Source organism: Streptacidiphilus sp. BW17, assembly GCF_041262485.1.
In the GTDB taxonomy this organism is placed as follows: domain Bacteria; phylum Actinomycetota; class Actinomycetes; order Streptomycetales; family Streptomycetaceae; genus Streptacidiphilus.
This window is the reverse complement of sequence record NZ_JBGCCR010000002.1, coordinates 94,774-107,568: the sequence shown is the minus strand read 5'-3', so window position 1 is coordinate 107,568 and position 12,795 is coordinate 94,774. Positions and strand designations below refer to the sequence as shown.

The 12,795-nt window shown below is 70.5% G+C and carries 10 protein-coding genes; 3 read left to right on the top strand and 7 right to left on the bottom strand.

Features of this window, described 5'->3' with window-relative positions; genetic code table 11:
• Positions 1-191: 191 nt before the first annotated feature.
• The gene (locus tag ABH940_RS02595; RefSeq protein ID WP_370104092.1) at positions 192-1,217 is read right to left on the bottom strand and encodes a mechanosensitive ion channel family protein; all 1,026 of its coding nucleotides are present in this window, start codon (positions 1,215-1,217) and stop codon (positions 192-194) included.
• 151 nt (positions 1,218-1,368) lie between these two features.
• On the opposite strand from ABH940_RS02595, the gene dnaE reads away from it, so the two are divergent.
• Positions 1,369-4,926, top strand: a complete 3,558-nt coding sequence (gene dnaE, locus ABH940_RS02590) for a DNA polymerase III subunit alpha (RefSeq protein ID WP_370064605.1) — start codon at positions 1,369-1,371, stop codon at positions 4,924-4,926.
• A gap of 92 nt (positions 4,927-5,018) precedes the next feature.
• Here dnaE and ABH940_RS02585 read toward each other — a convergent pair whose 3' ends face one another.
• The 4 genes from ABH940_RS02585 to ABH940_RS02570 all read right to left on the bottom strand — a co-directional run bounded on the left by ABH940_RS02585 (position 5,019) and on the right by ABH940_RS02570 (position 8,866).
• A complete protein-coding gene (locus tag ABH940_RS02585; RefSeq protein WP_370065008.1) occupies positions 5,019-6,218 on the bottom strand; it encodes a M14 family zinc carboxypeptidase in 1,200 nt (399 codons plus the stop codon).
• A gap of 53 nt (positions 6,219-6,271) precedes the next feature.
• Positions 6,272-6,931: a hypothetical protein gene (locus ABH940_RS02580; RefSeq protein WP_370064603.1), complete on the bottom strand. Its 660-nt coding sequence runs from the start codon at positions 6,929-6,931 to the stop codon at positions 6,272-6,274.
• A 109-nt stretch (positions 6,932-7,040) separates the two neighbouring features.
• Positions 7,041-7,859 carry an ABC transporter permease gene (locus ABH940_RS02575; protein WP_370065006.1) on the bottom strand — a complete coding sequence of 273 codons (819 nt, stop codon included), beginning with the start codon at positions 7,857-7,859 and terminating at the stop codon, positions 7,041-7,043.
• 8 nt (positions 7,860-7,867) lie between these two features.
• Positions 7,868-8,866: an ABC transporter ATP-binding protein gene (locus ABH940_RS02570; protein ID WP_370064601.1), complete on the bottom strand. Its 999-nt coding sequence runs from the start codon at positions 8,864-8,866 to the stop codon at positions 7,868-7,870.
• A gap of 232 nt (positions 8,867-9,098) precedes the next feature.
• Here ABH940_RS02570 and ABH940_RS02565 point away from each other — a divergent pair, with 232 nt between their 5' ends.
• A complete protein-coding gene (locus tag ABH940_RS02565) occupies positions 9,099-9,857 on the top strand; it encodes a hypothetical protein (RefSeq protein ID WP_370064599.1) in 759 nt (252 codons plus the stop codon).
• Positions 9,858-9,867: 10 nt separating this feature from the next.
• Here the strand turns inward: ABH940_RS02565 and ybaK are convergent, their stop codons facing one another.
• Both ybaK and ABH940_RS02555 read right to left on the bottom strand, forming a co-directional pair.
• Complete coding sequence (gene ybaK / locus ABH940_RS02560) at positions 9,868-10,362, bottom strand: Cys-tRNA(Pro) deacylase (RefSeq protein WP_370104090.1); 495 nt, start codon at positions 10,360-10,362, stop codon at positions 9,868-9,870.
• 47 nt (positions 10,363-10,409) lie between these two features.
• On the bottom strand, positions 10,410-11,120 hold the full coding sequence (locus ABH940_RS02555; RefSeq protein WP_370064595.1) for an LON peptidase substrate-binding domain-containing protein: 711 nt from the start codon (positions 11,118-11,120) through the stop codon (positions 10,410-10,412).
• A gap of 364 nt (positions 11,121-11,484) precedes the next feature.
• On the opposite strand from ABH940_RS02555, the gene hisD reads away from it, so the two are divergent.
• On the top strand, positions 11,485-12,795 hold the full coding sequence (gene hisD / locus ABH940_RS02550; RefSeq protein WP_370104088.1) for a histidinol dehydrogenase: 1,311 nt from the start codon (positions 11,485-11,487) through the stop codon (positions 12,793-12,795).

The following is a 12,795-nucleotide window of genomic DNA, read 5'->3' as shown; positions in this document are numbered from 1 at the left end:
CGCGCGGAAACCCTGAATCGGTTGTTAGGCGGCAGTCATCAACGCCATGCCTTCCCCCCGATCGGTTGGCCCGTGTGCGTTGCTTCGTACAGCAAGGAACCTAACGCCCGGCACTGACAGATCGAGGTGGTCGATGGAGGTCTCACCCGAAAGTGTGCCCGTCCGCGGCGCGTTGTCGCTGTCACTCGCCGCTACTGGCCCGTGCGCACGCGCGGGAGCGCACCGGGGTGCTTGTCGCGGATCCAGGCGAGCAGTTCCTCGCGGGCGCGGCACTTGAGGGTGAAGGCGTCGTCGGGGTTGCGCGCGGTCATGGTCGCGCGGACCACGATCGTGGACGGCGTGCTGTCGAAGACGACCAGCCCCCAGTCGCGGCCGTCCCACTCCTTGCTGCCGACCAGCAGCTTGCGGAACTCCTCGCGCAACTCCGGGACCGGGGTGGTGTGGTCGAGGTGGAGCAGGATCGAGCCGGTGGTGTGCGGGTCGGCGCGGGTCCAGTTCTCGAACGGGCGACTGACGAAGTACGAGACCGGGACGACCAGCCGCCGCTGGTCCCAGAGGCGGACCACGAGGTAGGCGAGGGTGATCTCCTCGACCGTGCCCTGCTGTTGCTCGACCACCACGGTGTCGCCGATGCGGACCAGGTCGCCGAAGGCGATGACCAGGCCGGAGAAGAAGTTGCCCAACGTGTTCTGCGCCGCGATTCCGGCGACGATGCCGATCACGCCCGCCGAGGCGAGCAGCGAGGCGCCGAGGGCGCGCATCTCGGGGAAGGTCAGCAGCATCGCGCCGACCGTGATCAGCCCCACCAGCGCGCCGGTCGCCCGGCGCAGCAGGTTGACCTGCGTGCGGACCCGCTGGACCCGGGAGGGGTCGTCGGCGACCTCGCGGTATCGGGCGAAGACCGCCGACAGGACGGCGGCCAGCACGCGGTTCACCAGCCAGCCGACCGACGCGATCAGCGCGAGCAGTAGTCCTTGCCGCACGTCCGCGGCGTAGGTCTTGAACAGCTGCGCGAGCGGCGCGTTGGCGAGCAGCAGGCCGAGGCAGACGACGAACTGCAGGGGGATGCGGCAGCGCCGCAGCATCGGCCAGACGGTCGTCTCGGGGTGGCGCGCGGCGATCCGCTGGAGCGCTTTGTCGGCCACCCAGCCGATGAGCAGGGTGAGGCCGATGGTCAGCGCCACGGCGATCAGCTGGCTGAGCACCTTCAGGTCCATGGTCCCTCGGGGCAGAGTCGCAAATGGGACAATTCGATCAGTCTGACACGCTGGACGGGCGACACTCCGTCAGCTTGAACTCGATCTTGGATGTCCATAGGGTTGCGATGGTTCCCATGTAATCACTGCGCTCAGAGGGGGCCCTGCGACAGTGGCTGGCAGCTTCGTTCATCTGCATGTTCACACTGAGTTCTCGATGTTGGACGGGGCCGCGAAGAACGGCAGGATGTTCGCCGAGGTCGAGCGACAGGGCATGCCCGCGATCGCGATGTCCGACCACGGGAACATGTTCGGTGCGTACGAGTTCTTCCAGATCGCGAAGAAGCACCCGGTCAAGCCGATCATCGGCATCGAGGCCTACGTCGCGCCCGGCAGTCGCACCCACAAGAAGCAGACCTTCTGGGGTCAGCAGGGCGGCCGGATGGCCGGTGGCGACTCCAGCGGTGAGGGCGGCAAGGACGTCTCCGGCGGTGGCCGCTACACCCACATGACGATGTGGGCCAAGAACGTGCGCGGCCTGCGGAACCTGTTCCGGCTGAGTTCCCTCGCCTCCATCGAGGGCTACTACATGAAGCCCCGCATGGACCGCGAGCTGATCTCCCAGCACGCCGAGGGCATCATCGCCACCACCGGCTGCCCCTCCGGCGAGGTGCAGACCCGGCTGCGGCTCGGCCAGTACGAGGAGGCCGTCAAGGCCGCCGGCGCGTACCAGGACATCTTCGGCAAGCAGAACTACTTCCTTGAGCTGATGGACCACGGGCTCGACATCGAGCGCGACGTCCGCCTGGACCTGCTCCGTCTGGCCAAGGAGCTGGACATCCCGCTGCTGGCCACCAACGACTCGCACTACGTCACCGCCGACCAGGCGGACGCGCACGACAACCTGCTCTGCATCGGCGTCGGCAAGAACAAGGACGACCCGAACCGCTTCAAGTTCAACGGCTCCGGCTACTACCTCAAGACTGCCGAGGAGATGCGCGCCCTCTTCGCCGAGCTGCCGGAGGCGTGCGACAACACTCTCCGGGTCGAGGAGATGATCGAGCCGTACGACGAGGTCTTCGACTTCGTCGACCGGATGCCGCAGTTCGACGTGCCCGAGGGCGAGACGCAGGTCAGCTACCTGCGCCAGAAGATCGGTGAGGGCCTCCAGCGGCGCTTCGGCGACAACCCGGGCCAGGACGTGCTCGACCGGATCGAGCTCGAGATGTCCGTCATCGACCCGATGGGCTTCTCCAGCTACTTCCTCGTGGTCGCGGACATCTGCCAGCACGCCCGCGACAACGGCATCCCCGTCGGCCCGGGTCGTGGATCGGCCGCAGGCTCGATGATCGCCTACCTCACCGGCATCACCCAGCTCGATCCGATCGAGCACGATCTGCTGTTCGAGCGCTTCCTCAACCCCGAGCGCATCAACCCGCCGGATGTCGACATCGACTTCGACGACCGCCAGCGCGACCAGATGGTGCGCTACGTCAGCGAGAAGTACGGCGCCGCGTACACCGCCCAGGTCAACACCTTCGGCACCATCAAGGCCAAGGCCGCCGTCAAGGACTCCTCGCGCATCCTCGGCTACCCCTTCGCCATGGGCGACAAGATCACCAAGGCGATGCCGCCGGACGTGATGGGCAAGGGCATCCCGCTCAAGGACCTCTTCGACTCCTCGCACTCGCGCTACAACGAGGGCACCGAGATCCGCGCCCTCTACGACAACGAGCCGGACGTCAAGAAGATCATCGACACCGGCATGGGCATCGAGGGCCTGATCCGCACGACCGGTGTGCACGCCTGCGCCGTGATCCTCTCCTCCACCCCGCTGCTCGACCTGATCCCGCTGCACATGCGGGACAAGGACGGCACGATCATCACCGGCTTCGACTACCCCTCGTGCGAAAGCATGGGCCTGATCAAGATGGACTTCCTGGGTCTGCGGAACCTGGGCATCATTGATCACTGCATCAAGATCGTCAAGGCCAACCGGGGCATCGACGTCGACTGCGACGAGATCCCGCTGGACGACCCGGTCACCTTCCAACTGCTCCAGCGCGGCGACACCCTGGGAGTGTTCCAGCTCGACGGTGGTCCCATGCGCGCGCTGCTGCGGCTGATGAAGCCCACCGAGTTCGCCGACATCTCCGCCGTCTCGGCGCTGTACCGGCCCGGCCCGATGGGCATGAACTCGCACACCAACTACGCCCTGCGCAAGAACGGCCAGCAGGAGATCACCCCGATCCACCCGGAGTTGGAGGAGCCGCTCAAGGACGTCCTCGGCCCCACCTACGGTCTGATCGTCTATCAGGAGCAGGTGCAGCGAGCCGCGCAGACCCTGGCCGGCTACAGCCTCGGACAGGCCGACCTGCTCCGCCGCGCCATGGGCAAGAAGAAGAAGGAGGTCCTGGAGAAGGAGTTCGTCCCCTTCCACGCGGGCTGCAAGGAGCGCGGCTACTCGGACGAGGCGATCCAGGCGGTGTGGGACGTGCTGGTCCCGTTCGCCGGCTACGCCTTCAACAAGTCGCACTCCGCCGCGTACGGGCTGGTCTCCTACTGGACCGCATACCTCAAGGCCAACTACCCGGCCGAGTACATGGCCGCGCTGCTCACGTCCGTCGGCGACGACAAGGACAAGATGGCGATCTACCTGGCCGACGCGCGCGCCCAGGGGATCCGCGTGCTCTCGCCGGACATCAACGAGTCCGTCACCGACTTCACCGCCGTCGGCGAGGACGTCCGCTTCGGGCTCAAGGCCATCCGCAACGTCGGTGAGAACGTCATCGACTCACTGGTCGAGACCCGAAAGACCAAGGGCAAGTACGTCACCTTCGCGGACTTCCTGGACAAGGTCGAACTGCCGGTCTGCAACAAGCGCGCCGTCGACTCGCTGATCAAGGCCGGTGCTTTCGACTCGCTGAGCCACACCCGGCGGGGCCTGGTCGCCGTCGCGGAGAACGCGATCGACGCCGTCATCGGCGTCAAGAAGCAGGCGGCGATCGGTCAGGACGACCTTTTCGGCGCGATCGACGACGGCAACGACACCCCGACCATCGGGCTGGACTTCGTCCTCGACGAGAAGGAGTGGCCGCGCAAGCACCTGCTCTCGACCGAGCGCGAGATGCTCGGCCTGTACGTCTCCAGCCACCCGCTGGACGGCGCCGAGCACATCCTCGCGCGCAACCGCGACACGTCGATCGCGGAGCTGCTGGGGTCCGGCCGGACCGAGGGCGAGGTCAAGCTGTCCGGCCTGATCACGTCGGTGGACCGCCGGATCAACAAGGCGGGCAACGCGTGGGCGCTGATCACGCTCGCCGACCGTGACGGCTCGGTCGAGGTGCTGTGCTTCCCGAAGACGTACATGCTGCTCAGCGAGATGCTGGTGGAGGACAACGTCGTCGCGGTCAAGGGCCGGCTCAACGAGCGGGACGGCGCGCTGAGCATCTTCGGCTCGGAGATGCAGATGCTCGACATCTCCTCGGCGGAGCACGGCGGCAAGCCGCCGGTCCAACTCAGCATCCACGAGCGGAAGATCAACGCCCAGCTGATCGCAGAGCTGAAGCGCGCGCTGAAGGCGCACCCCGGCGACGTCCCGGTCCGCCTGATGATGGAGGGTCACACCCGCAACGTGCTCTTCGAACTGGGCTTCCTGGTGGACCCGGACAACGGCTTCGCGAGCGACATCAAGGGCATGCTCGGGGCCGGTGCCTGGGCAGCGGTGTAGCTGAGCCCTGGGCAGGCGGAGAAGCAGGCGGAGCAGCAGGCGGGGAAGTTGCCTCTCGCCCCTGACGGTGCCATCTCCCTCGCTCCGGAAAGTCAGCGTCTGAGTCCGGCTGCCGCCAGGCTCGTTGCTGACCGCACCAACCGGAGCTGGTGCTCCACCTGACGGTCGATCGGGAGCCAGCGCGGGTCGAACCGCGCCGCGTACTCCGCGCACCACGCGCGGAGGAGGCCGTCGAGGCGGTTGCGCAGCTCCGCGTCCGAGGGCGCGTCCGCGCAGCGGCGGAGCATCGCCGCCGCGCGCAGCGGGATGCGGTGGGACCAGAGTTCGAGCGACGCCACGCGTCCGCCGCTGAGCACGGGCGGCAGCTCCGGGCTGCCCGGGAGGGAGACGCGCGGATCCCACTCGTCCGCCAGCGGCGCGCACGCGCCCAGCGCTGAGCGGGCGCCGCGCGTCAGCGGGCCCCGATCCCGCAGCCGCGCCAGGAGCCCGGAGAGCAGGTGCGCGCGGGCGCGCAGGCGGTCGGCCGCGGCCGTGAGCGCGGGGCCGGGGTCAGGGCAGGGCGTGGTGTCGGCGAGGCACGTGCTGGTCCACAGCGGGACCTCGACGATGACCGTCTCGCCGCCGTAGTGGGTGGGCGCGTGCCAGGTCGTGGTGCCCAGCTCGCGGGAACTGGCGTGGGTGTGGGTGCGCCGGTTGTCGGGTGGCATGACGAAGACGCCGGGCGCGGGCGAGGGCCAGTAGAACGCGTCGTACGGCCCGTCCTCGACGGGGATGCCGAACTCCGTCGCGCTCGCGGCCAGCGTCCGCTCCAGGCCCGGCAGATGACGTGTGCTCTGCACGAACGTGCCGCCCACGTCCGTGCCGTGCAGGGAGCACTGCAGGAACGGGTGCCGCTCCTCGATCACGCGGAGCAGCGCCTCGCTCTCCGGCAGGGCCGCGCCGACGGACGGTGCCCACTCCGGCTGCTCCTCGCCCGCCGGGCGGTAGAAGCCCCGGAGATGCGTGAGCAGGTCCTGCGGCTCCTGTCCCGCGCAGTCGACCAGGCGGGCGCCGTCGGGGTCCAGGCAGAGCAGGAAGTCCCAGCCGATCCCGTCCTGCTCCGCGGGTTCGGCGAGCACGCGTCGGGCCAGCTCCAGCACGGTGGCGCCGCCGACGCATTCGTTTGCATGCGCTCCGGCGACGACGAGAGCGCGCCGGGGCGCGTCGCCGACCGTCAGGAGTTCGAGCGGCTGACCGGCGCGGGACCGTCCGACGGTGAGCAGGCGACAGCGGTCCGGATGCCGGGCCGCCAGGTCGCGTGCTGCCTTGCCGATCTCGTCGAGGCTGGGGAACCGGTCCGTTTCGGTTACTCCTCCGGCTGCGAGCGGGCGGGGGCGCTGTCGGCCGCTTCCGCCTCGGGGTGCCCGTCACGGGGCGTGAAGAGGGAGGTGGCGGCCACCAGGGTCAGCAGGGCCGCCATCGGCCAGACCACCAGGGTGGACTTCGCCCCCAGCGCCAGCGGGCGCGGGAAGTTCTGGCCGATCTTGGTGGACTGGGCCAGAGCGATGATCGACTTGCTGTCGAGATGGATACCCAGTTGCCAGGCGATCCAACTTGCCGCCAGCCCGCCCAGCGTCAGCCCGATCGGCACACCGATCCCGCCGTGGCGCTTCCGGGTGACCAGGTACGCGATCACCCCGGCCGCGATGCCGAAGCAGGCCCCGATGATCGCGAACGTGCCGTCCCCGGCGATCTGCTGCTCGCCCTCGGGGTCGCGCAGGTAGACGGCGCTGCCGTCGGAGTAGAGCGGGACCTTGGGGGCGAAGGTGTGCCACAGCAGCCCGAAGAGCAGCCCGACCAGGGCCGAGCCCAGCACGAGGGCGACGCCGATCAGGATCTCCCGCTTGATCTCGCGCGGTGGCTTGGCCGGCTCGGCGGGCAGGGTCCACTGCGTGGGCGGTTCGACCGGACCGGCCGACTGCGGGTGGGGACCCTGGGGCGTCTCAGGGGCGTTGGGTGCGGTCACCGGGACATGGTCGCACGTCCGCTCGCCCGTCGCGCGAACGGGACCTTGGAGAACGGACCCTCGGAGAACAGGACTTTGACGGGCGGGGCCGTGCGGACGGGCCCCTGACTCACGCCCGGGTCGCGGCCTTGCGGTAGGCCCAGGTGGAGACGGTCAGCGAGAGGACCCCGACCAGGCCGCAGACGACCAGGTCGACGACGACCGCCGTCCAGTCCGGGCGTGCCGCGAAGCTCCGGGCGAGGGCCTCGACGCCGTAGGTGGAGGGGAGCAGGTCGCGCAGCCACTGGATCGCCTCCGGCAGGTGGCTCGCGGGCAGCACGCCGAGCAGCAGCGCGGCGGACATGCCGAGCTGGCCGAGCAGGGTGGCGATCTCCTGCTTCGGGGCGAGCAGCCCGCACGCCGCGCCGACTCCGGCCAGCGCCGCGCCCGCCAGCGGGATCACCGCCAGCACGATCCACACGTGCACCCAGGGCAGTTGGAACATCGCGCAGCCGACGGCTGCGGTGACCACCGTCCCGGGCACGGTGAAGGACGCGTAGGCCGCCGCCGTTCCGAGCACCACCGACGCGGCCGGGACCGGGAGCGTCGCGTAGTGGTCCAGGCCGCCGGTCGCGCGCAGCCTGCCGAAGTACTGCGACAGCAGGTTGAGCGCCACGAAGGCGACCACGAGCACCGCGGACCCGGCCACCACGTCCTGCGCGGCCTCGGTGTCGTGTGCGCCGACGACGCCGCGCATCATGATCAGGATGCCCAGCGACTGGAAGGTCGCCACGAACATCAGCGGGATCCGGGCCACCTTGGCCCGCGAGAGCTGAGCCCGGTAGACCGCGTTCAGCGCGGGCAGCGCGGAGGCGCGCGGCGCGAGCGGGAACGCGGTGTCGGCGGGGCCCGCGACGGCGGTGTCAGCCGCGGCGACCTCGGGAACGATGGTGGCGCTCACTTCTCGAACCCCTCGTGTCGGCCGCCGAGCAGCAGGTAGACGTCCTCGAGACTGGGCGTGCTGAGCGAGAAGTCGTCCAGCGCGGCGAAGGCCGGGCCGCCGGTCACCTGGGCGACCAGCTCGCGGGCGTCGTCCGGGTCGGTACGGACGGTCCAGCGGCGGCCCTTGACGGCGGCCCGACGGGACAGCTCGGCGACGACGGGCAGGTCGGCGGGGGCCTCGTCGCGCCATACCAGGTCGAGCCGGACGTCGCCGTCGACCATCGCCTTGAGGCCGCCGGGGGTGTCGCACGCGATGATCCGGCCCTCGTCGACCACGGCGACGCGGTCGAGCACTGTCTCCGCCTCGATGACGTTGTGGGTGACCAGCAGCACCGTGGTGCCGTCGGCGGCGCGTCGCCGGTCGACGGCGGACCAGACGGCGCGGCGGGCGATCGGGTCCATCCCGGTGGTCGGCTCGTCCAGCACCAGCAACGGGCGCGCACCGGCGAGCGCCGCGCCGAAGCAGGCGAGGCGGCGCTGGCCGCCGGAGAGCTTGGCCAGCGGACGGGTGGCGATCGGGCCGAGGGCCAGTTCGTCGATCACGTCGGCGGTGGCCCGCCGGGCGTCGGCGCTGCCCAGGCCGCGCAGCCGGGCGGTGGTCTCGATCGCCAGGTGGACGGTCAGCTCGTCGAGCGCGGTCGACTCCTGGCCGAGGTAGGCGAGCAGGCGCGCGGCGCGGTCGGGGTGGCGCACGATGTCGTGGCCGAGGATCTCGATGGAGCCGGAGTCCGGGCGCAGCAGCCCGGTGAGCTGGCGGACCAGCGTCGACTTGCCCGCGCCGTTGGGGCCCAGCAGGCCGAAGACCTCGCCGCGGCGGATCTCCAGCGAGATCCCGGCATTGGCGCGGACCTCGGTGGCGTTCGCGCCCCGGCCCACCCGGTACGTCTTCACCAGGTCCCGCACCGAGCAGCAGGGTGTGGCCGTGCCGAGCGGCGTCGCCTGCGGTGTTGCCACCGTGTTCACGTGCTCCCTCAACGGCCCTGGGTCTCTCTGTGCTGCGGCTGGCGCTGCGGTTGGCCGGCGCTGCGCTTGGCTGGTGCTGCGCTTGGTTGGTGATGCGCTTGGTTGGTGATGCGGGCCGACGGAAAGCCTACGCCGGAGGCGGGCGGTCATGTCGGCAGGGGTGGACGGTTCCTTCTCCCGTTCGGGGACAATGGGGGCCGGTCGAGCTGTTTGGAAGAGGAAGATGCGCAGAAGGTCCGTGCTCCTGGTGGTGTCCGGAGTGCTCGCGGTGGGCGGGATAGTGCTGCCCTCGATCGGGCAGAAGCAGACCAGCGGGGACACTCGGATTGTCTCCGTCGAGGTCAACGGCGGGAAGCCGGTGGTGCTCGGACCGACGGACCGGACGAGCTTCACCTTCGCGGTCACGGCGAAGGACAAGTCGGGGATCAAGTCCGTCGACAAGATCGGGATTTGGGGCGGCAACTACGGCGTGCTCCGGCCCTCGTCGACGACCTGCGTGGCGAAGAGCAAGGAGGTCTCGGTCTGCACCGGGACCGTCTCGGTCGACATCACCAAGCAGCAGCTCTTCGACGACATGGCAGGTCAGTGGCACGTGGAGGCCACGGCCAACGCCAACGACGGCGACCACTTCGAGTCGGACACGGCGGGCGACTTCTTCATCAGGAAGTCCGCCTCGGCCGTCATCACCGGCGTCCCGCCGACCGCCACCACGGGCCAGCCGATCGACATCGAGGGCCAGTTGCAGCAGCCCGACTGGCAGACGCAGCTGTGGGTGCCCAACACCGGCCAGCCGGTCTTGCTCTGCTTCAAGCCGCAGGGCGGCTCGACGTGGCAGACCGTGAAAACGACCACAACGGACAGCCAGGGCTACATGTCCGCGTCGGTGAAGGTCACCGGCACCGGCACCTATGCCTGGGTCTACCAGGGCAAGTACTGGTCGGAGCCGGTGACGACGTCGCCGGTCCAGGTCACGGTGTCCTGAGCCCGGACCTTCAGGCGCGTCCGATCGGGGCGAAGAGCCCGCCGGTGAGGTCGGCGAGGGCCTGGGCCGGGAGCTCGACCTCCAGGCCGCGGCGCCCGGCCGAGACGAAGACCGTCGGGTGGTCCAGCGCGGTCGCGTCCAGGACGGTACGCAGCGGCCTGCGCTGCCCGAGCGGCGAGATGCCGCCGCGGACGTAGCCGCTGCTGCGTTCGGCCGCGGCCGGGTCGGCCATCGACGCGCGCTTGCCGCCGACGGCGGCGGCGAGCGCCTTGAGGTCGAGCTGCCCGGCCACCGGCACGACGCCCACCACCAGCGCGCCGTCGACCTCCGCGACCAGGGTCTTGAAGACCCGGTCGGGCGACACGCCGAGGGCCTCGGCGGCCTCGCCGCCGTAGGAGTCGGCGGACGGGTCGTGCGCGTAGGCGTGGACCGAGTACGTCACACCGGCCCGGTCCAGGGCCACCGTCGCCGGGGTGCCCTGACCGCCCTTCGCCTTCTTCGCCATGCCCGCCCTCGGTGCGTCGGATCTGTCTGCGCCCACCTGAGCCGGCGTCAGTTCGGGTTGAAGGCCTGCCGGGTCAGCTCCACCGCCGGGAGGGAGGGGAGCTTGGCCAGGACCGCCGCCTCGCGGCGCAGCAGGCGCAGTTCGGCGCGGAGCCGGTCGCTCGCCGTCTCGGCGGCCAGCAGCTGCTGCTTGTCGTGGGTGTCCAGCACGGACGCGGCCGCGACCAGGTAGGAGAGGACGGTCGGGTCGTCCGGCAGCTCCTGCGCGCCGGAGACGCTGCTCTCGCGCGCGCCCGCCAGGCGCTTCTGGTAGGCGCGGAAGACCCGCTCCACGCCGGCGGCCAGCACCTTCGCCTCCGGGCCGGTCTGCTCCTCGACCGTCTCGACCTCGGCGGTCAGGTACGGGCCGGTCGCGTCGATGGACAGGATGCGGAAACGGGTGGTCCCCGTCGCCAGCAGCTCGAACCGGCCGTCGGCGTGCGGCTGCAACTGCGCGATCTCGGCGACGCAGCCCATCTCGAACAGCGCCCGGTGCGGGTCGGGACCGAGGCCCGCCAGGGCCGGAGACACGGCGTCCGCACCGGTCGGGGCGACCTCGCGCCCGTCGCGGATCGCCACGACGCCGAAGCGGTGCGGCTCCGGTCCCGCCGTCAGATCGGCCATCAGCCTCCGGTAGCGCTCCTCGAAGACGTGCAGGGGGAGCACCAGGCCTGGGTAGAGCACCGAACCCAGCGGGAAGAGGGGCAGCCGTTCCGTCACGTGCGCAAGATTACGGGCTACTCCCGAGTCGGCGTGCAGCTCTGCGCATCGAAGCCCGTCGCCGCGCAGTGATGCGCACCCATGCGCAGGCGGTCGCGCACGGCCTCGCGGTGCCCGTACCGGGTCGCGCTCGGGGCAGCTCTCCGGTACGGGCGCTCGCAGGGTCCCGGCCCACGGTCGGTTGTGCCGCCCTCCGTGGGCCTGGGAACCTCTCCCACGCTGACGCGCCCGGGGCTCCGCAGCGAGTCCGGCGCGGCCGAACGGGTCCGGGGCCCGTCGTACAAGGTCACCGCCCGTCTCACCGCGGGTATCAGAGAGTGATACGGGAGCACGTCCGTTTCTTCCGTTCTCTAGACTTGACAGCGTGATTTCGCGAATCGACCTCCGAGGCTCCACCGAAGACCCGCGCGGCGGCCTGCTGCCGCGCGCCGAGCTCGACGTCGAGGCCGCCCTGGCGAAGGTGCGGCCGATCTGCGAGGACGTCCATCATCGTGGCGTCGAAGCGCTGATCGAGATCACGGAGCGTTTCGACGGGGTTCGACTGACCGACATCCGCGTCCCGAAGGCGGCCATCACCGCCGCCCTTACGACGCTCGACCCCGCCGTCCGGGCCGCGCTGGAGGAGTCGATCCGCCGCGCCCGCCTGGTCCACCGCGAGCAGCGCCGCACCGATCACACCACCCAGGTCGTCCCCGGCGGCTCGGTCACCGAGCGCTGGGTCCCGGTCGAGCGCGTCGGCCTCTACGTGCCGGGCGGTCTGGCCGTCTACCCGTCGTCCGTCGTCATGAACGTCGTCCCGGCCCAGGAGGCGGGCGTCGGCTCGCTGGCTGTGACCTCCCCGCCGCAGAAGGAGTTCGGGGGCCTGCCGCACCCGACCATCCTGGCGGCGTGCGCGCTGCTCGGCGTGGACGAGGTCTACGCCGTCGGCGGCGCCCAGGCGATCGCCATGTTCGCCTTCGGGGCGGGGGAGTGCCGTCCGGTCAACCTGGTCACCGGACCGGGCAACATCTGGGTCGCCGCCGCCAAGCGCCTGCTCAAGGGCCGGATCGGCATCGACGCCGAGGCCGGGCCGACGGAGATCGTGGTCCTCGCCGACGCGACCGCCGACGCCCGCCACGTGGCCGCCGACCTGATCAGCCAGGCGGAGCACGACCCGATGGCCGCCTCGATCCTGGTGACCGACTCGGTCCCGCTGGCCGAGGCCGTCGAGCGCGAGCTGCCCGGACAGGTCGAGGCGACCAAGCACAGTGAGCGCATCACCACCGCGCTCGGTGGCCCGCAGTCCGGCATCGTGCTGGTCCGCGACCTGCAGCAGGGCCTCGAGGTGGTCAACGCCTACGGCGCCGAGCACCTGGAGATCCAGACCGCCGACGCCGAGGCGGTCGCCGCACGCGTGGTCAACGCGGGCGCGGTCTTCGTCGGCCCGTACGCGCCCGTCTCGTTGGGCGACTACGCGGCCGGTTCCAACCACGTCCTGCCGACCGGCGGATGTGCCTGCCACTCCTCGGGACTCTCCGTCCAGTCCTTCCTGCGTGGCATCCATGTGGTGAGTTACGACCGCGACGCGCTGGCCGAGGTGGCCGGACATGTGGTCACGCTCGCCAACGCAGAGGACCTGCCGGGCCACGGTGACGCGATCCGGGCCCGCTTCGACTGGACGGTACCCAATCAGTGA